The organism is Paenibacillus gorillae (assembly GCF_000513275.1).
GTDB lineage: Bacteria > Bacillota > Bacilli > Paenibacillales > Paenibacillaceae > Pristimantibacillus > Pristimantibacillus gorillae.
Genome location: NZ_CBVJ010000091.1, coordinates 1 through 22,311 on the forward strand (window position 1 = coordinate 1; position 22,311 = coordinate 22,311).

The 22,311-nt window shown below is 50.2% G+C and carries 18 protein-coding genes, 1 pseudogene and 1 riboswitch; of the genes and pseudogenes, 3 read left to right on the top strand and 16 right to left on the bottom strand.

Annotated elements, in window-relative coordinates:
* Window positions 1–1,153 precede the first annotated feature (1,153 nt).
* From sdhB to TY10_RS15515, 3 genes and pseudogenes are all read right to left on the bottom strand, one after another.
* On the bottom strand, window positions 1,154–1,921 hold the full coding sequence (gene sdhB, locus TY10_RS15505) for a succinate dehydrogenase iron-sulfur subunit (RefSeq protein WP_042165263.1): 768 nt from the start codon (window positions 1,919–1,921) through the stop codon (window positions 1,154–1,156).
* A gap of 25 nt (window positions 1,922–1,946) precedes the next feature.
* Window positions 1,947–3,696, bottom strand: a pseudogene (gene sdhA, locus TY10_RS15510) (succinate dehydrogenase flavoprotein subunit).
* Between the two features lie 24 nt (window positions 3,697–3,720).
* Window positions 3,721–4,392 carry a succinate dehydrogenase cytochrome b558 subunit gene (locus TY10_RS15515; protein ID WP_042165266.1) on the bottom strand — a complete coding sequence of 224 codons (672 nt, stop codon included), beginning with the start codon at window positions 4,390–4,392 and terminating at the stop codon, window positions 3,721–3,723.
* Between the two features lie 228 nt (window positions 4,393–4,620).
* Here TY10_RS15515 and TY10_RS15520 point away from each other — a divergent pair, with 228 nt between their 5' ends.
* A complete protein-coding gene (locus tag TY10_RS15520; RefSeq protein WP_042165268.1) occupies window positions 4,621–5,505 on the top strand; it encodes a LysR family transcriptional regulator in 885 nt (294 codons plus the stop codon).
* A 65-nt stretch (window positions 5,506–5,570) separates the two neighbouring features.
* On the opposite strand, the gene TY10_RS15525 is transcribed toward TY10_RS15520, so the two are convergent.
* Window positions 5,571–6,236: a potassium channel family protein gene (locus tag TY10_RS15525; protein ID WP_042165272.1), complete on the bottom strand. Its 666-nt coding sequence runs from the start codon at window positions 6,234–6,236 to the stop codon at window positions 5,571–5,573.
* A gap of 20 nt (window positions 6,237–6,256) precedes the next feature.
* Window positions 6,257–7,597 (bottom strand): TrkH family potassium uptake protein, encoded by a 1,341-nt coding sequence (locus tag TY10_RS15530; RefSeq protein ID WP_042165275.1) that lies wholly within the window; start codon window positions 7,595–7,597, stop codon window positions 6,257–6,259.
* 66 nt (window positions 7,598–7,663) lie between these two features.
* Window positions 7,664–7,861: riboswitch (cyclic di-AMP (ydaO/yuaA leader) on the bottom strand.
* Window positions 7,862–8,151: 290 nt separating this feature from the next.
* On the opposite strand from TY10_RS15530, the gene TY10_RS15535 reads away from it, so the two are divergent.
* Window positions 8,152–9,771: a CPBP family intramembrane glutamic endopeptidase gene (locus TY10_RS15535; protein WP_042165277.1), complete on the top strand. Its 1,620-nt coding sequence runs from the start codon at window positions 8,152–8,154 to the stop codon at window positions 9,769–9,771.
* A 76-nt stretch (window positions 9,772–9,847) separates the two neighbouring features.
* On the opposite strand, the gene TY10_RS15540 is transcribed toward TY10_RS15535, so the two are convergent.
* The 3 genes from TY10_RS15540 to uvrC all read right to left on the bottom strand — a co-directional run bounded on the left by TY10_RS15540 (window position 9,848) and on the right by uvrC (window position 13,496).
* On the bottom strand, window positions 9,848–11,017 hold the full coding sequence (locus tag TY10_RS15540) for a copper amine oxidase N-terminal domain-containing protein (protein WP_162160616.1): 1,170 nt from the start codon (window positions 11,015–11,017) through the stop codon (window positions 9,848–9,850).
* Window positions 11,018–11,092: 75 nt separating this feature from the next.
* Entirely contained in the window at window positions 11,093–11,476 is a 384-nt protein-coding gene (locus TY10_RS15545) for a VOC family protein (RefSeq protein WP_052350562.1), read from the bottom strand.
* Between the two features lie 115 nt (window positions 11,477–11,591).
* On the bottom strand, window positions 11,592–13,496 hold the full coding sequence (gene uvrC / locus TY10_RS15550; protein WP_042165285.1) for an excinuclease ABC subunit UvrC: 1,905 nt from the start codon (window positions 13,494–13,496) through the stop codon (window positions 11,592–11,594).
* A gap of 146 nt (window positions 13,497–13,642) precedes the next feature.
* Here uvrC and TY10_RS30470 point away from each other — a divergent pair, with 146 nt between their 5' ends.
* Window positions 13,643–13,789: a YqzM family protein gene (locus TY10_RS30470; RefSeq protein ID WP_155985886.1), complete on the top strand. Its 147-nt coding sequence runs from the start codon at window positions 13,643–13,645 to the stop codon at window positions 13,787–13,789.
* 107 nt (window positions 13,790–13,896) lie between these two features.
* Here TY10_RS30470 and TY10_RS31610 read toward each other — a convergent pair whose 3' ends face one another.
* From TY10_RS31610 to TY10_RS15595, 8 genes are all read right to left on the bottom strand, one after another.
* Window positions 13,897–14,157 carry a YezD family protein gene (locus TY10_RS31610; protein ID WP_042165288.1) on the bottom strand — a complete coding sequence of 87 codons (261 nt, stop codon included), beginning with the start codon at window positions 14,155–14,157 and terminating at the stop codon, window positions 13,897–13,899.
* Between the two features lie 87 nt (window positions 14,158–14,244).
* A complete protein-coding gene (gene cysW / locus TY10_RS15560; protein WP_042165290.1) occupies window positions 14,245–15,126 on the bottom strand; it encodes a sulfate ABC transporter permease subunit CysW in 882 nt (293 codons plus the stop codon).
* Between the two features lie 12 nt (window positions 15,127–15,138).
* Complete coding sequence (gene cysT, locus TY10_RS15565; protein ID WP_042165292.1) at window positions 15,139–15,987, bottom strand: sulfate ABC transporter permease subunit CysT; 849 nt, start codon at window positions 15,985–15,987, stop codon at window positions 15,139–15,141.
* A 37-nt stretch (window positions 15,988–16,024) separates the two neighbouring features.
* Window positions 16,025–17,134 (bottom strand): sulfate ABC transporter substrate-binding protein, encoded by a 1,110-nt coding sequence (locus TY10_RS15570; RefSeq protein WP_042165294.1) that lies wholly within the window; start codon window positions 17,132–17,134, stop codon window positions 16,025–16,027.
* Window positions 17,135–18,361: 1,227 nt separating this feature from the next.
* Window positions 18,362–19,357, bottom strand: coding sequence for an ABC transporter ATP-binding protein (locus TY10_RS15580; RefSeq protein ID WP_042165298.1), 996 nt, complete (start codon window positions 19,355–19,357; stop codon window positions 18,362–18,364).
* A 7-nt stretch (window positions 19,358–19,364) separates the two neighbouring features.
* Entirely contained in the window at window positions 19,365–20,384 is a 1,020-nt protein-coding gene (locus tag TY10_RS15585) for an ABC transporter ATP-binding protein (RefSeq protein WP_042165299.1), read from the bottom strand.
* Entirely contained in the window at window positions 20,351–21,343 is a 993-nt protein-coding gene (locus TY10_RS15590; protein WP_042165303.1) for an ABC transporter permease, read from the bottom strand. The genes TY10_RS15585 and TY10_RS15590 overlap by 34 nt, the downstream gene beginning before the upstream one ends.
* On the bottom strand, window positions 21,340–22,311 hold the full coding sequence (locus tag TY10_RS15595) for an ABC transporter permease (RefSeq protein ID WP_042165306.1): 972 nt from the start codon (window positions 22,309–22,311) through the stop codon (window positions 21,340–21,342). The genes TY10_RS15590 and TY10_RS15595 overlap by 4 nt, the downstream gene beginning before the upstream one ends.

Here is a 22,311-nt window from a genome sequence, read left to right on the forward strand (position 1 = left end):
CGAATCAAATTTCGCTATACAAGCGTAAATGGCTGCCGGTAGGCGCTACAGCGAACTAAATTTCGCAGTTGGAGAACCTAGCTTCCCCAACTGCGAAATTCTCTTCGCTAATGCTCTGAAGCTGCCCAAACCTCCCTGTTTTAAGTAAAATCTGCGAACTACCCTTCGCTAATTAGCGAAGAGGGTTCGCTGTTGTTCTTGTCGGGAGGTCTAGCCCCTCCCTTCCACCCTACTCTCACGTTTTGGGCTAATCAGCCTGCACTTTTACATTTTGATTAGATAAGGTTCAGCAGCAGCGAACCTGCTTCGCTAAAGAACGAACCGAAGTTCGCTATAAAGGCCTAAATGACTGCCGGTTGGCCCTACAGCGAACTAAACTTCGCTGTTCGAGAACCCAGCTTCTCCAACTGCGAAATTCTCTTTGTTAATGCTGGAAGGCCGCTCAAAATTGACCTGTTTTAAGTAACATTTGCGAACTACCCTTCGCTAATTTGCGAAGGCGGTTCGTTATTGTTCTTATCGGAAGTTTTCTATGAACTAGCCCCTCCCTTCCACCCTACTCTCGCGTTTTGGGCTAGTCAGCCTGCACTTTTACATTTTGATTAGCTCAGACGTAGCTACAGCGAACCTGATTCGCTAAAGAGCGAATCAAATTTCGCTATACAAGCGTAAATGGCTGCCGGTTGGCGCTACAGCGAACTAAATTTCGCAGTTGGAGAACCTAGCTTCCCCAACTGCGAAATTCTCTTCGCTTAATGCACTGAAGCTGCCCAAACCTCCCTGTTTTAAGTAAAATCTGCGAACCACCCTTCGCTAATTAGCGAAGGCGTTTCGTTATTGTTCATATTAGATGGCTGTGCGAAGAATGAGCAATTCGAGAAGACTACATCCGCTAAATGTGACACTGCAAGATAATAAAGCTGAGGTTACTCGACTGAACTGCACTCTTAAGCTAAGCGGAGCGTTTTGAGTTCAGGCGGACTTTTCGCAGGTTCGATCCAATTGTCATCGGGCAACGATGAGTAATTGGAATCAAGAACGGCCGCATGGACCAAAACGCGCAGCGAAGCTAGTCCAGCCAGAGCAGCATGCACAGGCGCAGCAAAAAGCCCTCCGCTTCAGTACAAAGCGGAGGGCTTCTTTTAACTCTCGACTACATGCCAAGCCATTTTTTGAACAAATGCTTCGTCGTATCTTTATTGATTGCAGCGATCGACGTCGTAAGCGGAATGCCTTTCGGGCACGAGCGCACGCAGTTTTGCGAGTTGCCGCAGCCTTCGATGCCGCCGTCTTCCATCAGCGCGTCGAGACGCTCTTCCTTGTTCATTTCGCCCGTAGGGTGAACGTTGAACAGACGAACTTGGGAGATCGCTTGCGGTCCGATGAAGCTGTTGCGGTCGTTGACGTTCGGACAAGCTTCCATGCAGACGCCGCATGTCATACATTTCGACAGCTCGTAAGCCCATTGACGCTTCGATTCAGCCAGACGCGGTCCAGGACCAAGATCGTAAGTGCCGTCAATCGGAATCCATGCTTTAACGCGTTTGAGGGCGTTAAACATCCGCTCGCGGTTAATGACAAGGTCGCGAACAATCGGGAACGTACGCATTGGCTCAAGGCGAACCGGCTGCTCCAGTTGGTCGATCAGCGCGCTGCACGCTTGACGCGGTTTGCCGTTGATTACCATGGAGCAAGCGCCGCAAACTTCCTCTAGACAGTTCGATTCCCAGCATACCGGGGCAGTACCTTTGCCTTCTGCCGTTGTCGGATTACGCTGAATTTCCATCAAACCGCTGATTACGTTCATATTCGCACGATAAGGAATTTCGAATTCTTCCTTGTATGGAGCAGAATCCGGTGTATCTTGACGGGTAATGATGAACTTAATTGTTTTTGTAGCTGTTGCTGTTGCTTCTGCCATTGTCAATTTCTCCTTTCCTGCCAGCTTAGTGTTTGTTCGATGTATAATCGCGTTTACGCGGCGCAATCAGCGATACGTCAACGTCTTCATAAGAGATTTGCGGGCCTTCCGGCGTCCAAGTCGCTTTCGTCGTCTTCATGAACTCTTCGTCGTTACGATTCGGGAACTCCGGTTTGTAATGCGCACCACGGCTTTCGTTGCGGAGCAACGCGCCAAGCGTCATCGCTTCAGCCAGCTCAAGCATGTTCCACAATTGACGTGTGAACGACAAGCTGGAGTTGTTCCATTGCGCAACGTCGTTAATATTAATTTTATTATAACGCTGCTTCAGCTCTTTAATTTTGCCGATTGTCGCTTCAAGCTTATCGTTGAACCGGACAACCGTCATGTTGTTCGTCATCCATTCGCCAAGCTCTTTCTGAATGACATATGCGTTTTCGTTGCCATCCAGGCCGCGGATCATGCTGATTTTATCAACCTGACGTTTTTTGCTCACGATCGAATACGGAGGAGGAAACGTCGTCGGCCGATTTTTTAAGGCCTTTGATGTACTCAACCGCTTTGGGACCGGAAACCATGCCGCCGTAGATCGCGGAGAGCAAGGAGTTTGCGCCCAGACGGTTTGCACCGTGGTATTGATAATCGCATTCGCCGGCTGCGAACAGCCCTGGAATATTCGTCATTTGGTTGTAGTCTACCCACAGTCCGCCCATCGAATAGTGAACGGCAGGGAAGATTTTCATCGGCAGCTTCCGCGGGTCGTCGCCCGTGAACTTCTCGTAAATTTCGATAATGCCGCCAAGCTTCACGTCGAGCTCCTTCGGATCTTTATGTGAGAGATCGAGATAAACCATGTTCTCGCCGTTGATGCCGAGCTTGTCATCGACGCAGACGCTGAAAATTTCCCGAGTCGCAATATCACGCGGAACGAGGTTGCCGTAAGCCGGATATTTTTCCTCCAGGAAGTACCAAGGCTTGCCGTCTTTGTATGTCCATACGCGTCCGCCTTCGCCGCGGGCCGATTCGGACATCAAGCGGTTTTTGTCATCGCCTGGAATCGCTGTCGGGTGAATTTGAATAAATTCGCCGTTCGCATAGTGAACGCCTTGTTGGTAAATCGCGCTTGCTGCCGTACCCGTATTGATAACCGAGTTCGTCGTTTTGCCGAAAATAATGCCAGGACCGCCGGAAGCCATAATAACAGCATCGCCAGCAAAGGTGTGCACTTCCATCGAACGCAGATCCTGCGCCGAAATGCCGCGGCATACACCGTCGTCATCGATAACAGCGCCGAGGAACTCCCAGTGCTCGTATTTCGTTACGAGACCAGCAGCTTCCCAGCGGCGGACTTGCTCGTCCAAAGCGTACAGCAGCTGTTGGCCGGTTGTCGCGCCTGCAAATGCCGTGCGGTGGTATTGCGTACCGCCGAAGCGGCGGAAGTCAAGCAAGCCCTCTGGCGTACGGCTGAACATTACGCCCATCCGGTCCATCAAGTGAATAATGCCAGGCGCAGCTTCGCACATCGCTTTTACTGGCGGTTGGTTGGCAAGGAAGTCGCCGCCGTATACCGTATCGTCAAAGTGCTCCCAAGGCGAATCGCCTTCGCCCTTCGTATTAACGGCACCGTTGATCCCGCCTTGCGCGCAAACGGAGTGGGAACGTTTTACAGGGACGATCGAGAACAGATCGACATGCACGCCCGCTTCCGCTGCTTTAATCGTAGCCATAAGACCAGCAAGGCCTCCGCCTACGACGATAACTTTATTTTTAGCCATAACGCATCGCTCCTTGTCTTCAAACTATCCGATATTCGTCCATGCCAAAGCGGCACTAGCCGTTTCTTTGAACTCATCACCCGTGAAAGCAACGAGGGAAAGAATGAACAGCGCGGACACGAGTACAAATACAACCATGCAAATATAAGAAGAAACTTTTTGCGCACGCGGGGAAATTGTAATGCCCCAGCTGATCAGGAACGCCCACAGGCCGTTGCTGAAATGGAACACTGCCGCCAATACGCCAACAACGTACATGACGAAAAACGCAGGATTCGTAGCGATTTGATGCATCGTGGAGCCCAGCTCCTCATGCGTCACGCTGCCGATGTAAACTTGAAAACGAGTCTGGTAGACGTGCCAGAACACGAAAATGAACGTCAGCACCCCGGTAATACGCTGCAGGGTGAAAGCCCAGTTCCGGCTGTACGTGTATTGCCCCGAATTCAGGTTAGACTGGTAAGCCATATACAAACCATAAATACCGTGGAACAAAATCGGAAGGTAGATGCCAAAAATCTCAAGCACCGGCACAATCGGCAGGCTGTTAATGAAATGCACGCCGTTAGCGAACCCTTCCGGTCCGCGCTCAAACGCTTGATAGTTGGTCAAGGCATGCACAAGAATAAAGCCCCCGAGCGGAATCACCCCGAGCAGCGAGTGCAGCTTGCGCCAGTAATACGAATTTCCTTTCATTTCATAGTTCTCCTTTCTAGACTGAAGATGCTCACTGTCTTTGAACAAACCATCCTACATTTTACCCCCGGTCGGAATAGCCGTCAACAAAAGTTGACACGGATTAGTCACACTTTCCATCCTACTCCTTTTCGTCTTATAATGGAATTGCATATTTTTTATAATTTACAATAACAAATACGCATAAGGACGATATTTCATCCATCCGGTTTGGAGGCGTTTTCTACTATGATTGAAGAGTTGGACATGTTTGCCACCATCGTCGAGCATAAGAGTATGAACAAAGCTGCGGTTGTACTCAATCTTTCACAGCCCGCGCTATCGCGTAAGCTGGCCAAGCTGGAGGATGAGCTGGGCGCGCAGCTGTTCCGGCGCATCGGCAAACGTCTGGAGCTTACACGCATCGGACAGCTCACTTACGAATATACACTGGAGCTTCGCCATTCGCACCGGCGGTTTCTGGAGACCGTGTCGGAATATGCGAGTGCAGGCCGCACTTCCATTACGATAGGCGCCAGTCTGACGACGCTGCAGACGACGCTTCCTGACTTCATCAAGGCACTGAACGCCAGCCACCCCGAATTCGACATTAAGGCGATTACAGGGAAAACACATGAAATCGTCACTCAGGTTCGTGAAAATAAAGCAGATATCGCGATCGTCGCCTCCCGCATTGAAGATGCGCAGCTTCACTGCGTACCGCTGTTCGAGGACCATCTCATGCTCGTCCTGCCTACCAGCATTGCGATCACGGGCAAAGATCAGCTTGGCATCGATGATCTGAATGGCTTGCCGATGATACTTTTCTCAAGAGGCACCTGGTACAGGATGCTGACCGATGAGGTGTTTGCCAAACACAACTTGCAGCCCGACGTCCGGATGGAGATTGACTCCTTCGAGGCGATTCTCCGCCTGCTTCACACTTGCCGCGCCGCAACGCTGCTGCCTCACTCTTACCTGCGCAAGCAGCTGCTGGAGGACAATGAGCTGTCCGTCGTCTCGATACAAGAGCTGGAACAGACGAAGCGCACGACCTGTCTCATTCACGCCGATCCGGCCGGGCTCCATCCCGCCGTCCGTCTATGGATCGAAGAATTATCCGCCATTAACTGATTAACTGATATGTACGACAAAGCGCAGCAAAGGACAGCGGCTAGACAACGCCACTGTCCTTATCATCACCTGATTACAGATAGTTCAAACTGTTCAATCTGATCATTTGTCCCGATGACGACCATAATATCCCGCTCATTCAGAACGTCAGCCGCTGTGGGTGCAATAATAACGCCGCCCTGAGGCTTGTTGATCGCAACGATGCTGCAGCCGAACCGGGCCCGCGGATTAAGCTCACTGAGCGATTTGCCGTTCAGCTCCCTTGGAACGACTAGCTCGGCAATCGTATAGTCCTTCGACAACTCGATATAATCGAGCAGGTTCGGCGATACGAGCTGATGCGCTACACGAATGCCCATATCACGCTCCGGATAAATGACCCGGTCAACGCCCAGCTTCTCCAGTACCCGCCCATGAAGCTCGCTCATCGCCTTGGCGACAACCTTCTTCACGCCTAAATCCTTCAATAATATCGTGGTCAGGATGCTAGCCTGAATATCATCGCCGATCGCCACGACGCCGCAGTCAAAGTTGCGTGCGCCCAGCGAGCGAAGCGCCTCTTCATCTGTACAATCCGCGGACACGGCATGCGTCAGCACGTCGCACATTTCCTGTACGGCCTCTTCGTCTTTATCGATGCCAAGCACCTCATGGCCAAGCTCAATCAGCTCTCTCCCCAAGCTGGACCCAAACCTGCCAAGACCGACGATGACAAACTGCTTGTTCTTCATTTCTTTCTTATCCCCATTCTCTATCCAATAGTAATTTTACCTTCGGGATACCTGTAAAGCTCTTTTTCTGTCTTAGGTCCCAGCGCATAAGCCAGTGTCAAAGGGCCAAGCCGGCCTGCAAACATCGTCAACGCAATGACAATTCTGCCGAAATCCGACAGCTCCGGCGTCAAGCCGGCCGTTAATCCAACTGTGCCGAACGCGGAAGTCGTCTCGAACAAGATTTGAATGAACTGATGATCCTCCGTCGTCGTCAGCAGCATCGTGACCCCGATGACAAGCGCCAGCGACAGCATCGTAATCGTCAATGCTTTGAAAATCCGGTCTTTCCCGAGACGGTAACGGAACATGACGATATCCTCACGTCCGCGCCCCATTGCGACAACAGCGCCAATCAGCGTCGTGAAGGTGGTCGTCTTGATCCCGCCGCCCGTTGAGCCCGGCGAAGCACCGATAAACATCAGAATAACCGTAAAGAACAAGGTTGCCTGCCGCAAAGAAGAATAGTCAAGCGTATTCGTTCCAGCCGTCCTCGGCGTAATCGATTGGAAGAAGGCCGCTAACACCTTTTCTCCCCAATTCAGAGAACCCAGCGTTTTCGCATTTGAGAACTCGAAGATGAAAATAACGATCGCACCTGCAACGATGAGCGCCCCCGTCATGGAAAGCACCACTTTGCTGTGCAGCGACAGCCGTTTGTTTTTCTTTATTTCAAGCAGGTCCGATATGACGATAAAGCCGAGGCCGCCTAGCACAATGAGCAGCATCGAGGTGATATTGACCAGCGGATCTCCGACATAGGCAGTCAAACCCCGGAAATGGCCGAAAATATCAAATCCTGCGTTATTGAAAAAGGATACGGCATGAAAAAGGCCAAAGTACGCCGCTTTTCCGAGCGGCATATCGAAGGAGAAACGGATGGTGAACAGCAGCGCGCCAACTGCTTCGATCGATAAGGAGTAAATAAACACTTTTCGGATCAGCCTAACAATGCCCTCCATGCTCGATTGATTCATCGCCTCCTGAAGAACGAGACGTTCCTTAAGCGAGATACGTTTGCGAAGTACTAGGGCGAACAGCGTGCCCATCGTCATGAAGCCAAGTCCGCCGACTTGAATTAACAGCAATATAATAAGCTGGCCTGCCGTGGAGAAATAGGTGCCGGTATCGACAACCGCAAGTCCCGTTACGCAGGTCGCAGACGTTGCAGTGAACAAAGCGTCAATGAATCTTAGCCGCGTTCCGTCAGCCGAGGCAAACGGCATGCTAAGGAGAATAGCACCGATAAAAATAATAGCCGCAAAGCCGGATACAAGTATGCGCGGCGGTGACCATTTGCGAACATCGATAAACTTCAACATGACACGCGCCCCTTACTCGTTTTTGAGCATAAAAAAAAGCACCGGAAACCCAATGCTGCTGCGATGAGTCCTGTTCCATACAGCCTGCGAGGTTAGCTGACGGATTCGGGCCTGGAAAGGCGGCCCTATTCAGCAAAGCATGCTGCGGCCCTGCTGGCCGTAGTCAAACTTCACCGAAATTCACCCCATGCTGCCTGGAAATAATACGTTCCGGCAACGATATGGTTCCCCCGTTTTCTTGCGGAAATTCGGCTGTTCTATTCAATTAACAATGATACCGATTATAAGCCTATTTCAAGTGCAATACAAAGCAAGCAATATGCATAAAATAAGCTCAATTCACTCAAAATCAGCCAATGGACAGCTCTGGCACATGCTGGGCTTCATGCCGCTCTTTATTTCTCGCTTTTACAGGCTGCTGATCGAAGTTCAATATTTTACATGTTCTTTTTTGCCGAATTGGCATTGGATAAAACAGGGAGTCCTATGGTATTGTTACTTTATCTGTTTTCAGCCGTACTATGGCCTATATTGAAACCAAAACGAGGTGAATTATGGTTAATTCTATCGCCCCTGGTGACTGGAAACGATTTATGTGGGCCGCTGTTATCGGCGCTGTAATTTTTGTTCTAGCCCAAATCCTTCCGGCTCAAGGCAGCAGCTCCATGGAAGAAGAATCGATTGCATCGGTCAAAGCGAGCAAGAGCAAAGCGGAGCAGCAGGCGCTGCAGTTCGCCAAGGAGAAGCTCCGCGAAGAACCGGTCGAAGCCCATACGATTTATCAGACGGACAGTCTGGCTGCAGGTTATTTCTCCAAGCAGAAATTAACCTCCAAATTTGATAAAGCGTACGGCAATGATTTTCCTTATGATACGTTCAGAGTTCAGTTGAAAATGAAGGACGGCACTAACGCCTTTGTGTATGTACATATGGCAACGGGCAAGGTTGTCGGCTGGAATTGGAAGGGCGGCGTCCCCTATCCTGAAGATCAGAACCTCGTCCTCCATGCTACGCAAGCGGCAATGGACGCAGGCTTCCGCGAAGAGGAACTGACGGAAACGACCACATCTCCGAAGGGGGAAGTCGTCTTTTATCCGAAGGGGTACAAGCTCGGGGAGGCCGTTCTGAGAGTTACAGTTGGAGTTGCAAGCGGCTCTGACGGTAAACCGGTCATTAACCGTTATAAGGCTGTCTTTACAGCACCTGCAGATTATGTATCCAATGTCGATAAGCAAAAAGGCATCGCTAACGTCTTATCTGTTGTGAGCTTGCTTTATATGGCGCTGATGACGCTCGTCCTGGCCATTATTTATGCCGTGCTCTATCGCCGTCATACGACGTTTAAACGCGGGCTGTTCATCAGTGCATTATTTACGATCTTCTATATTTACAGCAACCTGGATATGATGGATGGCATTATGGCGCAATCCGGCGAAGAGGTCATGACGGCTCAAGGAAAACTCGTCATGCAGATTATTACAGGCGTCATGCTCGTTCCCGTAGCGCTGGCCGTCTACTTCTCGCTCGTAGCTGGCGATGGCATGTGGCGCTCGAACAAGCGACCGTTATGGCCGGGATTCCGGGAGCGCGGCTATGGCGATCATGTATGGCGCAGCGTCGGGTTGTCCTATTTACTGGCACTCATTCTACTGGGATTGCAATCGATTATTTTTATCGTTCTCGAAAAAGGGATCGGCTCCTGGTCGACGACAGACGCGACAACCTCGCCATACAATATAGGCACGCTTTGGCTGCTGCCTACACTGGCATGGTGCGCCGCGATTTCTGAGGAAGCCATCTATCGGCTGTTCGGTATCGCGATATTCAAGCGCTGGTTCAAAAACACCTTTATCGCTTCGCTGATTCCGACGGTCATGTGGGCGCTGGGACATGTCGGCTATCCGATCTTCCCGTTCTACACACGGGTCATCGAGCTGGTCATTCTCGGCCTTGTGTTCTGCTTCATCTTCTTGCGGTTCGGTTTCATTACGGCGGTATTCACGCATGCGATACTCGATACGCTCCTTATGAGCCTGTCTCTTATCGCTACAGGCGAAGCCATCAATGTGACGGCGGCCATCATTTATATCGTACTGCCGGTTATCATTGCTGGCGGCATCCGCTACTGGCACCGGAAGAAACACCGGCCGGAGCCGGATATACCGCTCGCTTAGAGCCTGGCTAGATAGACAAAGAACCATTCCCTCTGCGGGAATGGTTCTTTTTTTCATAATTTATAGATTGGAAGCTCTAATGAAACAACTCTTTGTAAGCTTCGCTTTCATCATAGTCTCCATCAATGTTTATTTCAACGTCATAATTCCATTGGCTGTTCGCATATTCCATATAAATAATAGCCTCAAACTTGTATTCGCCTTCCGCCACATCCATCGTAACATCGCTCCATTCCAGCGTTGCGTGAACTGCTGCTTCCTTTTCTCCAAGAAAAACAACCCGTTCCTTTGAAAGCTTATATCTCGATTCCCGAAGCTCAAAGTGGGTTTTCAAATTGTCCCTCCAAGATTCAGAAGTCGTCATATTCGCGTTCCAATTCTTAATGAATGACGGTGATGTATATTGGAGTGTGCGTTCAACATTTTCCTCGTTATATGCCTTAAAATACGTTCGCAAGTCGGCTAAAACTGTTTCTTGTTCTTTATTTCGCGCCATCCGTATTTGCTTCACAGACTCATCAATATCATCGGGCAAATTCATATGAAGGAAGACGTCACCTGAATTTGAAACTTTCCATTCCCCGCTTTCTTTTCGCACTTTATAAATCGTTTCCCTACGGCTATCCAGAACTTTCGTATTATCGATATAAGTAACCCAAATCATGGCTTTATCAGCTGCTGTAAACTTCATAAGGTTTATCTTTACTGTAAAATTCGTAACTGGAATTTCGCTAACCCATTGTTCGTACTCTCGGACATAACCCGCTGCCAGGTTATCAGAGGCCATAAGACTTGGACCCGGATTGTGATAAAACTTAGTGACCAATTCCAGTATAGCTTTCTCTTGTCCATAACCGTATCTCAGCAGGTAAACCGTTTGCTTCCGCTGCTCGTAGTTCACTGAATACTTCATAAAATAAGCAATTAAACGAATGGGGATATAGATTTCGTGATTGATCTCTACTATTGGGTCATTCAGATAATATTCGCTCTCGTCGTACTCAATTGTATCCCAGCCTGCCCAGATAATCAGTTCTGCACCGTCAACAATACCCATGATGTTCTTTGTCGTGCTGTCATATGTAACCTTATAGCCCAATGCATTTAAAAACTTGCGAAACGGGACGTACATAACACCGGATTTAATAACAGGCTCTATCCCGGTCAGCTTCTTGTTATTGACATACAGTTGAATTGGTTTGGCTGCCGCCGCATTCGCATGAACCGGCACAGCCGATACCGTCAAGCAGATGATAAGCAGCCATCCGATAACCTTTCTAGACATGAGACACTTCCTGTTCTGTTCTATGTTTTTAGTTTTTTAAATACCGCCGTTAAGCTCAATGAGGTTTCCAGCCGGATCACGTAAATAAGCGACACGGTGCCCCCATTCAGGCGTATCATGCGGCTCCTTAATAAATGCAATGTCCTTGCTCCTTAGCTGCTCGAACACCACATCTACGTCATCCACGCTGACAATGATCGCAAGCCGCTCATTCGCGCTGAATGGCTGCGTCCTGCTGACGGATTCGCTAGGCTCGCTGACCAGCAATGGCTCTAAAGCAAGGTGAATATCCCCCGTTTGAAACTCAGCATACGGCGTGTCTTCATTTCCATGGAGCACTTCTAGTCCCATCAAATCCCGGTAAAACAAAAAGCATTCCTTAACGTTCGGCACGAACAAACGGATATGTGCGATTTTCAAGGGATCATCCTCCATATAATGGAATTCATCTCAATGGATCGATTATAGCAACCGGATACTTACTCGTCCAATGAAAAAATGGCATGAACGAGCAAAAAAAAGAAGCCGGCGTCGGTTAAGACGTCGGCTCTTCGTTTAATGCCGCAATGATTTGCGCGGCAAGCTTATCTCCAATGGACAGAGGCCGGAAATCTTCTACCGTGGCCTCCTTGATCTTTTTGATCGAGCCAAAATGCTTCAGCAGCAGCTTCCGGCGCTTTTCTCCGATGCCGGGAATAGCATCAAGCTGTGAGGCAATCATCGATTTGCCGCGCTGCTCACGATGGAAGGAAATCGCGAAGCGGTGAACCTCATCTTGGATGCGCTGCAGCAAATAAAACTCCTGGCTGTCCCGCGGAAGCGGCACAACCTCCGGCGGATCGCCGGTCATCAGCTGAGCAGTTTTATGCTTCGCATCCTTCACTAGGCCGCAAACCGGAATATAAAGCCCCAGCTCATTCTGCAGCACGTCGACAGCGGCTGATATTTGCCCTCTGCCGCCGTCGACGACGATCAGGTCCGGAGCAGCCAGCTGATCCTTCAGCACGCGTTCATAGCGCCTGCGGACGACCTCGCGCATCGTCTCGTAATCATCGGGTCCCTGTACTGTCTTGATCTTGTACTTGCGGTATTCTTTCTTGTCGGCTTTGCCGTCGGTGAAGACGACCATCGCTGATACCGGATTCGTCCCTTGAATGTTCGAGTTATCGAATGCTTCGATCCGGCGAACCTCCGGCAGCCCCAGCCAGCCGGCAAGCGCTTCGGAAGCTTTCACGCTGCGTTCTTCATCCCGTTCGATTAGCCGGAACTTGTCGGACAGCATAATTTTCGCGTTATCGATAGCCATGGATACCACTTCACTCTTGCGTCCGCGCTGCGGCATTAGCACCTTGACCTTAAGCCAGTTATGCAAAGAGGACATCACTTCGTCAGCGTATTCCGCCTCGACTGCCTCTTCTCCTTCAGTTGCTGTTGCCGTTGCAGCTTCCACTACAGCTGCCGATGCCGGCGGCTGCGGCAGAAAGATTTGCTTCGGCAGGGCCGGATTGTCGCTGTAATATTGAGTCACGAACGTCATGAAGTCCTCGTATTCCTCGCCATAGTACGGGAACGTCGTTCCCCGGCGTTCGATCAGCTTGCCTTGGCGCATGTACAAGATTTGTACGCACATCCAGCCCTTCTCCACCGCATAACCAAATATATCGCGGTCGAGGGCGTCCGCCATCGTAATTTTCTGCTTTTCGATAACAGCGTCAATCGCTACAATCTGGTCGCGGTATTCCTTGGCCCGTTCGAATTCGAGCTGCTCCGCTGCCGCGGCCATTTTCCGCTCCAAATCCTGTTTGACCACATCATGGCCGCCGTTCAGAAACTTCGTAATTTCCTGAATCATGGAATCATAAGTGTTCTGTTCCACCTCAAACTCACAAGGCGCGATACATTGTCCAAGATGATAATACAGACATACCTTATCGGGCAGCGTATTGCACTTGCGAAGCGGATACAGCCGGTCGAGCAGCTTCTTCGTTTGCTGAGCCGCGAATGCGTTCGGATAGGGTCCGAAATATTTGCCCTTGTCCTTCACGACCCGTCTCGTCACTTCAAGGCGGGGATGCGCTTCATGCGTTATTTTAATATAAGGAAAGTTTTTATCGTCCTTCAGCAGCACGTTATAACGGGGATGATGCTGCTTGATCAGATTGCATTCCAATATGAGTGCTTCCATGTTGCTTGCGGTAACGATAAAATCGAAATCGCGTATTTCTGATACGAGGCGCTGCGTCTTGCCGTTATGGCTTCCGTTAAAATACGAGCGAACCCGGTTTTTCAGCACCTTTGCCTTACCGACATAAATGATGGTGCCTTCGCCATTTCGCATTAAGTAACAGCCCGGCTGGTCGGGCAGCAGCGCCAGTTTGTTGCGTATTCGTTCTGCGGCGACGGCTCTGGCATTGTCGCTGCTTTGTAATTGCTCGTCCATGCTGCCCCTCCCTTTCAGATCATATGTTCCATTTTAGCACATCCGGGGGACATTTCGCCTTAATTTGTAACGCTTATTGCTTTACAATTATTCGGAAAGTTGGGTATACTAGATGAAGCTGAATGTGTTCAAGGGAGGCGTCATCAATGGAAAATGTGAGAGATCCGCGCGAACATTACAATGAAGAACCGCGCGACGACTTGATGGATGTTGTGTTCGGCTTTGGCGGCATGCTTGGAGCTATGACTGTCATTTTCGCTGTCGCGGTCATCGTCAAATTCGTTATTTCTTAATGGAAAGCAAGCGGGTATGGGCAAAGCAAATACATAAACGCTTCTATTCAAAAAAAAGGCTCCGTTCGGATCATCCGAACGGAGCTTTTTTTAGGGAAGGAAAACGGCTATTGAACCGCACGCAGAGCTTCACTGCCGTTACCGCCCGCAACTGTACTTCCGCTGCTCGTATTATCGCGGTTTCTTGCCTGGGGCTCGTGGCTCGTTTGTTTGTGGGAAGGCTGATCGAAACGGGTGCGCTCCGTCCGGTCAATCTGAACGATCCGGCCATCATGCACCGTAATATTAACCGATCCATACTGCAAGCCGTTTACTTGATCGACGATTCTCTCCAGCCAAAGTTGATCCAATTCCAATGGTTTTGCCATCTTCAATCCCTCCATAGTTTACCGATATACTCGGATTTATATTGTGGAGAAAGGACTCGCTTGGAGTCCCTCTCTGCATGCTTCTGTTTATTCCACTCCGCTTTGCGGACGTCTAGCTGTCTTCCACTCAAACAATGCTTTAACAAGCAGCGTAACAACCGCCAGCATGACCAGCAGAGATGCTACGGCGAAGGAAGCGGAAAACTGATATTCATTGTACAAAATTTCAATATGCAGCGGCAGTGTATTCGTCTCGCCCCGGATATGGCCCGAGACGACCGATACCGCGCCAAACTCACCCATCGCTCTCGCATTGCTAAGAATAACGCCGTAAAGCAAACCCCATTTAATATTCGGAACGGTAACCCGCCAAAAGATTTGCCAGCCTTTAGCGCCTAGACTTGCCGCTGCCTCTTCCTCCTGCACGCCCTGTGCCTGCATAAGAGGAATAAGCTCTCTAGCAACAAACGGAACGGTCACGAATATGGTTGCCAGTACAATGCCCGGTAAAGCGAAAACAATTTGAATGCCGCGTTCATCCAGCCATGGGCCGAAAAAGCCTTGAGCGCCAAACATCAGCACATAGATCAATCCGGAAATGACCGGCGATACAGCAAACGGCAGATCAATAAGTGTAATGAGAACATTTTTCCCTCTGAATCGGAACTTGCTGATCGCCCAAGCCGCTGCTACGCCAAATACGGTATTGAGCGGCACTGCAATGACGGCTACCATCAGCGTCAGCCTTAACGCCGACAATGCATCAGGCTCGGTAATCGCCGCCCGGTATACCTCAAAGCCTTTCTTAAAGGCTTCGACAAAAATAGAAACTAAAGGAAGCAACACGACGAGTCCAAGAAACAGCAGTGCAATGCCAATCAACACCCATTGTACGCTCCTCGGCTCCGTTATATGCCGGGGTCTCTTCGAGGCTTCCTCCGATAAATGCGCAGTAACTGCTCCAGCCATCTGGTTCCCCTCCTAGTCCGCTATCGTCCGGCGGTTGATCCGCCATTGGAAGAAGTTAATGAGCAGCAGCAGCAGGAAAGATACGACCAGCATGACCGTTGCGATCGCTGTAGCGCCGGCATAATCGAATTGCTCCAGCTTTGTCATAATGAGCAGCGGGGCAATTTCTGTCTTAAGCGGCATGTTGCCTGAAATAAAGACGACAGAGCCGTATTCACCGATTCCTCGTGCAAATGCAAGCGCGAACCCTGTTAACAGCGCAGGCATAAGCTCCGGCAATACAACCTTCCAAAACGTTCGTAAACGATATGCCCCCAGCATAACCGCCGCTTCTTCCGTATCCTTCTCGAAATCCTGCAGCACCGGCTGTACGGTCCGCACGACAAACGGAATTCCGATAAATATGAGAGCAATGGTTATGCCAAGCGGCGTATACGCTACTTTCAGGCCGATAGGCTCCAGCAGCTTACCGACCCATCCGTTAGGGGCATAGATCGCTGTAAGCGCAATACCTGCAACGGCAGTCGGCAGAGCAAACGGCAGATCGACGAGGCTGTCGATTATTTTTTTACCCGGGAACCGGTAGCGCACCAGCACCCAGGCGACCAATAATCCAAATACAAGATTAACGAGCGCTGCGCAAAAGGCCGTCACGAAGCTTACCCGATAGGAGGCAAGCACACGCGGGTTGAGAATAATTGCCCAAAACTCGTTCCAGCTAAGACCGGTCGATTTAATGAAGACACCGGCAAGCGGAATCAACACGACCAAGCTGAGGTAGGTAATCGTAAAGCCCATCGACAGGCCAAAGCCCGGCAGCACGTTTTTCGCTTTCGACCTTACCGTCCTGGAACCTTTCATGAGAAGTCAGCTCCAATCGAATTTGATTGCTTCATTATTATTTGCCTGGCGTGTAGATCTGCTCGAATATGCCGCCTGTATTGAAGTGCTTCTCTTGTGCTGCTTTCCAGCCGCCGAAATCTTTGTCGATCGTCAGAAGCTCAAGCTCCTTGAACGTATCTTTATATTTCGCGCCGATCGTTTCGTTAATTGGACGGTAGTAGTTTTTAGCTGCAATTTCCTGGCCTTCATCGGAGTACAGGTATTGCAGATACGCTTCAGCTACTTCACGAGTTCCGCGAGCGTCGGCATTTTTGTCGACAATTGCTACCGGAGGCTCAGCCAAGATGCTCAAGCTAGGGTATACGATGTCGAATTTATCGGGACCAAGCTCTTTGACGGAAAGGAATGCTTCATTCTCCCAAGCCAGCAGTACGTCGCCAATTCCTTTTTCAACAAAAGTTGTCGTTGATCCGCGTGCGCCTGTATCCAGAACAGGTACATGCTTGTAAAGCTCTTTAACGAATTCTTGTGCTTTTGCTTCATCGCCATTGTTCTGCTTCAACGCATAGCCCCACGCAGCCAAGTAGTTCCAGCGTGCGCCGCCGGATGTTTGCGGATTTGGCGTAATGACTTCCACTTTATCTTTGATCAGGTCATTCCAGTCTTTAATACCTTTCGGGTTGCCTTTGCGAACCAGAAATACGATTGTTGACGTATATGGCGAGCTGTTATGCTCGAATTTCTTCTGCCAGTCTGCACCCAGTAGACCCGGTTCAACAAGTGAATCGATGTCATAGCCTAATGCCAGCGTTACAACGTCGGCTTTCAGGCCGTCGATAACGGCACGCGCTTGCTTGCCGGAGCCGCCATGGGATTGTTTCACCGTAACGACTTGACCGGTTTTGTCTTTCCAGTACGTAGAAAAGGCTTTATTGTATTCTTCATATAATTCCCGGGTAGGATCGTAGGAAACGTTAAGCAGTTCAACCGGATCTTTCGGTTTTTCTGTATCTTTCGGTGCTTCCGTAGCTGCTGCACCCGTGTCCGCTGTCGGAGACGGTGATGCTGCATTTTTACCGCTGTTACCGTTAGAGCCGCAAGCTGACAACACCAAACTCAATGCCAGCACTAGTACGAGCGAATATACCGTTGTACGTTTTTTCATAGTCAACACACCCCTTGTTTTTATGGGCAGATGAATAATCTTGCGGCTCCGGTGGTCCGGTAGTAAAGTATTATTCCTACCTGTTTAGTTGGTTATGGAAGAATTCTACCAGTGTCCGTATCAACCTGTCAATAGAAAAATGGAAATAAATGAGGAAGCTGCCGAATTATTTGTTTCCAAGTTGGGGGTGGCGGGAAAAAGGCGTAGGAATTGGGGATTATAGGGAGCGTTGAAGCGTTCAACACATGCATCGAGCAGGGTCGCTGCGCGTTTTGGTCCATGCTGCCATTCTTGATTCCATTGCCCCATCGCTACCACGATGAATAATGGATAGAACCTGCAAAAAGTCATCATGAACTCAAAACGCTCCGCTCACCCGAAGTGTGCGAAATAGCTACAATACAAACAAAAAAACAAACAAACAAAAAACGGAACAACCCCCTCGCTCGCCTTAACTCCTGCTCCACTGTCAGTGCATATCAGACACTGGACAGCGAAATATATTCGTTGCAGGCTCCACCGGCACGAGCAGTGTGAACGGGCACCGCGAGCCATTATCACACTGGGGGCCACATTAGCACACTGGAAGGCACATATGACGGAGCAGTTTCGTCTGTTCGCCAATCAAAATGTAAAAGTGCAGTTTGTCCGGCGGTTTTTCGTAGATTTATCGCATCAAAATGCAAATGTGCAGGTTGATTGGCTCAAAAAGCTCCCAAAAGGCCGAATCGAGCCCTTTCAAATGTATTTTTGCATTTTGATGGCTGTTTTGGCCCTTTTGAGGGTAAACAAAATGTACTTTTGCATTTTGTTCGACTTTTAGCCGGGCAGAAGACTTTTATGGAGAGGTAAATGGGGTATTAGATGGTTTTCTCAAGCGAAAACTCAAGTTCAACGAGAGGGAGTAGTTAGTTTCCTTTCTCTCGTACCCACCATTTAACGCAAGGTGATCATCAGAGAAAATAAGGTTAGTTTTTTCGTTCTCGCTTCCACCACCAGTCAGAGCACGGGGAGTTAAATAAAGCAGGTTTGCTAAACCAGCAAGGATCTTGAATGTGATGAATTTTTAGGTTCTTTTCTCTTGGGTCATCACGTATAAGCTACCATTACACGTGGAGAGTTCTGACTGAAGTCTCAGCCTTCCGCTGCCTGCTCCTGTCTCTTCACAAGGAAAAGCCCTGCGTTACTAACAAACGCAGGGCTAAAACGTCCAAACGCAGAAGACAGCTAGACGAACCCGCCGCCCAGGGGGTAGTGGCAAGCGACCTGACGGTCGCTGGCTGCTTCTCGCAGCAGCGGCTCCTCCCTGCTGCACCTCTCTTGAGCCGAGGGGCAGCGCGGGTGAAACCGGCAGCCCGCCGGCGGATTGGCCGGCGATGGCACATCGCCCTGCAGAACGATCCGCTCCCGCTTCCGGTTAGGGTCTGGGCGCGGAATCGACGATAGCAGCGCCGCCGTATACGGATGGAGCGGCTCATCGAACAATGCCTCCGTCGGGGCCACCTCGACGATTTTTCCCAAATACATAACGCCAACGCGATCGGAAATATGGCGGACAACATTCAGACCGTGGGCGATGAACAGAAAGGTAAGGCCGAGCTCCCGCTGCAGCTTCGTCAATAGGTTCAGCACTTGAGACTGGACAGATACATCAAGTGCCGACACCGCTTCATCCGCTACGATAAATTCAGGATTTAGCGCAATCGCACGGGCGATACCGATCCGTTGACGCTGTCCGCCGGAAAACTCATGCGGATAGCGGTTGCGCCGCGAGGCATCCAAGCCGACTAGCTCCATTAGCTCGACAACCTTACGGTCAATTTCTCTAGGCCCCAGACGTTCATGCAGCCGAAGCGGCTCACCGATAATGTCGCGGACGAGAAAACGGGGGTTCAAGGAGCCAAACGGGTCCTGAAAAATAATTTGCATCTGCTTTCTTAACCCGCGAAGCTCTTTGCCGCTTACCCGCTGTACGTCAGAGCCGTGAAACATAACTTGTCCCTCTGTCGCCCGCTGAAGATTGAGTACGACGCGGCCAAGCGTCGATTTGCCGCAGCCCGACTCGCCCACCAGCCCAAACGTCTCGCCTTTGCGAATAGACAGTGATACCCCGTCCACCGCTTTAACCTGGCCAACGACACGGTTAAGCAGTCCGGTTCGAATCGGAAAATATTTTTTCACATTGTGCAGCTCCAGCAAGTACTCCGAATCCAACGCGTTCATGATATCCTCAGCTCCTCTGCTCCGATTCCTGTCTCCATGCTTCAGAATCACCGCCGCTTGCATACATCCAACAGGCCGCTTGATGGTCGGGATTTACTTTAAAAACAGGCGGCTCGGTGGTCCTGCAACGCTCCCTTACATGCGGACAGCGGGGATGGAAACGGCAGCCCGTTGGCAGCTGATTCAGACTCGGGATATTGCCGCGGATCGTATAGAGTTCTTCGCCTCTTGCTCCCTCCAAACCCGGCACCGATTGAAGCAGCCCCATTGTATAAGGATGACTTGGATTCGCGAAAATGTCCCCAACCGCCCCTTCTTCCACAATGACCCCTGCATACATAACGGCAATCCGGTCGCCCATCTCGGCAGCCACACCCATGTCATGGGTAATAAGCAAGATCGACATACCCAAATCCTTCTGCAGCTTGCGAAGCAAGTCCAATATTTGCGCCTGTACCGTAACGTCAAGCGCTGTTGTCGGCTCGTCTGCAATTAGCAGATCGGGATCGCAAGCAAGGGCGATTGCAATAACGACACGCTGACACATTCCGCCCGACAATTCATGAGGATACTGCTTGACTCGCATCTCCGGTGCAGGGATGCCTACCAAACCAAGCAAATGAACGGCCGTTTTCCAAGCTTCTTTTTTACTCTTCTTCTGATGCAGCATGACGCTTTCAGCAATTTGATCGCCTACGCTGTATACGGGATTGAGCGCCGACATCGGATCTTGAAAAATCATTGCAATTTTATTACCCCGGATACGGATCATTTCCTCTTGGCTGCGGCTTGTCAGGTCATTGCCCTTGAAGCCGACATTGCCTTCCAAGATAGCACCGCCTCCATACTCAATTAAGCGCATAACAGCAAGCGAAGTTACGCTTTTGCCGCTGCCGGACTCCCCGACAAGACAGACAGTCTCACCCTTGTTCAGCGTCAGATTTACCCGATCCGTTGCTTTCACTACGCCATTATCCGTCTGAAAGCCGACGGTCAGGTTCCGGATTTCGAGAAGCTTTTCCGCCATCTGTCCAGCCTCCTTCCGATTAACGTCGTATTTTTACGCGGATTTAACGCATCCTGGATACCATCGCCAATGAAATTGACCGCCAGCACGACAATGAGAATACATAAGCCCGGATATACGGCTTGCATGGGATCGACGAGCATAAACTCCTGTGCATTGCTAAGCATAAGCCCCCAGCTCGTTTGCGGAGCTTTTATTCCCAATCCGAGATAGGAGAGCGCAGATTCGCTTAAAATAGCCCCGCCCACCATCAGAGTTGCGTTCACGATAATCGGAAAGCTTGCGTTGCGGAGCAAATGGCGGAAAATAATGCCCCAGTTGGACACGCCGATTGCCTTTGCCGCCTCTACGTACTGCATTTCCCTCAGTTGAAGGAAATTTCCCCGTACCAGGCGCGCAACACTCATCCAGCTTGTCAGAACGAGTACCATAATCAAGTATCTAAACTCCGTCCCGAAAATCGCTAGTACGAGAATGTTCAAAAAAAGCAGCGGGATGGAGTTCATCACATCCACGAGCCGCATAAATACCGTATCGATGAAGCCGCCGAAATAGCCCGATATGGAGCCCACAACACTTCCTATTAATACAGACCCAAGAGCGACCAAGAAGCCGACCAGAAGGGATACACGACTGCTGTACAGCAAACGGGTGAACGTGTCACGTCCTAGTTCATCAGTGCCCAGCAAGTGACCCTCCGAGCCTGCTTTCAAATTGGCAGCCATCAAATCGATTTTTGCCGGATCATAGCTTGTCAGAAACGGCGCAAACAGCCCTGCCAAAACAAAAAAACTAAGTACAACCAGTCCGGCCATTGCATACGGATTACGCCGGAAGGCAGCCCATGCGATACGCCACGGCCCCGGGGGCTTGCTCAGCTTGTTGCCCGGCGGCGTATTCGGCTCCGGCTTGACCGGCTGGCTGGACGTGCTTTGAACGCGGGAAGAAGGAGAGGTCATGCGGCTTTTCCCCCTCTCTTATTGAGTTGAACCCGCGGATCTACGACCGCATACAATACGTCTGCAACAAAGTTTCCTACAATAACGATGACAGCAACAATCATTGTTATAGCCATCAGCACCGAATATTCGCGGGCGACAGCCATTTCGACAAACAGACGTCCCATGCCAGGCCAGTTGAACACATTTTCGGTCAAAGCCGCACCTGCAACCAGCAGAGGCAAATCAAGAGCGACTACTGTAATAATCGGAATAAGGGCATTACGCAAGGCGTGCTTGTAAATAACGCGCCCCTCCCTGACCCCCTTTGCTCTAGCGGTCCGGATATAATCCTGATGAAGCACCTCCAGCATACTTGCGCGCGAATATTTGACGTAAGCTGCCAGAAATCCAAGCGTCAGCACCGTAACCGGCAGTATTAAGTGCATCAGAAGATCACCAAGATCGCCTTCCTTGCCCATCGTGTACATATCGGATAAAGGAAGCCAGTCCAACTTAAGCGAAAAAACTTGCTGTAAAATGATTCCGAACCAAAAGGTCGGCATTGCAAAGCCTAAATAGGAAATAAAGGAGGCGCTTTGGTCGGACAGGCTGTATACGCGCGTACTGTTATAAATGCCCCATGGAATGGAGATCAGCAGCGTCAGAAACCAAGCAGCGCCCATCAGAACGATCGTATTGCTGACAGTGGGCCAAATAATTTGGCCGACAGGAATATGATTTTTGAACGTGTAGCCCAAATCGCCCTGCAGCAAATCACCTAGCCATCTGAAGTATTGAACCGGCACCGGATCGTAAAGGCCAAGATTGCGTGCCTGCGTCTCCATTGCTTCGGGGGATAAGCCGGGAGAAAGCATAATTTGGAACGGTCCGCCTGGAGCCAGATGGATGAGTGAGAACGTTAAAATTGTAATGAGGAATAATACCAAGACGGATTGCAGCAATCTTCTAATGATGAATTCGGTCAT

Bases quoted from the DNA above. Each gene is read 5' to 3' on its own strand.
- TY10_RS31610 (WP_042165288.1), bottom strand. From the start codon at position 14,157: ATGGCAAAACCATTGGAATTGGATCAACTTTGGCTGGAGAGAATCGTC.
- cysW (WP_042165290.1), bottom strand. From the start codon at position 15,126: ATGGCTGGAGCAGTTACTGCGCATTTATCGGAGGAAGCCTCGAAGAGA.
- TY10_RS15585 (WP_042165299.1), bottom strand. From the start codon at position 20,384: ATGGCGGAAAAGCTTCTCGAAATCCGGAACCTGACCGTCGGCTTTCAG.
- TY10_RS15530 (WP_042165275.1), bottom strand. From the start codon at position 7,597: ATGTTGAAGTTTATCGATGTTCGCAAATGGTCACCGCCGCGCATACTT.
- TY10_RS15535 (WP_042165277.1), top strand. From the start codon at position 8,152: ATGGTTAATTCTATCGCCCCTGGTGACTGGAAACGATTTATGTGGGCC.
- TY10_RS15570 (WP_042165294.1), bottom strand. From the start codon at position 17,134: ATGAAAAAACGTACAACGGTATATTCGCTCGTACTAGTGCTGGCATTG.
- TY10_RS15590 (WP_042165303.1), bottom strand. From the start codon at position 21,343: ATGACCTCTCCTTCTTCCCGCGTTCAAAGCACGTCCAGCCAGCCGGTC.
- sdhB (WP_042165263.1), bottom strand. From the start codon at position 1,921: ATGGCAGAAGCAACAGCAACAGCTACAAAAACAATTAAGTTCATCATT.
- TY10_RS15595 (WP_042165306.1), bottom strand. From the start codon at position 22,311: ATGACCGAATTCATCATTAGAAGATTGCTGCAATCCGTCTTGGTATTA.
- TY10_RS15520 (WP_042165268.1), top strand. From the start codon at position 4,621: ATGATTGAAGAGTTGGACATGTTTGCCACCATCGTCGAGCATAAGAGT.
- TY10_RS15515 (WP_042165266.1), bottom strand. From the start codon at position 4,392: ATGAAAGGAAATTCGTATTACTGGCGCAAGCTGCACTCGCTGCTCGGG.
- cysT (WP_042165292.1), bottom strand. From the start codon at position 15,987: ATGAAAGGTTCCAGGACGGTAAGGTCGAAAGCGAAAAACGTGCTGCCG.
- TY10_RS30470 (WP_155985886.1), top strand. From the start codon at position 13,643: ATGGAAAATGTGAGAGATCCGCGCGAACATTACAATGAAGAACCGCGC.
- TY10_RS15525 (WP_042165272.1), bottom strand. From the start codon at position 6,236: ATGAAGAACAAGCAGTTTGTCATCGTCGGTCTTGGCAGGTTTGGGTCC.
- uvrC (WP_042165285.1), bottom strand. From the start codon at position 13,496: ATGGACGAGCAATTACAAAGCAGCGACAATGCCAGAGCCGTCGCCGCA.
- TY10_RS15580 (WP_042165298.1), bottom strand. From the start codon at position 19,357: ATGAACGCGTTGGATTCGGAGTACTTGCTGGAGCTGCACAATGTGAAA.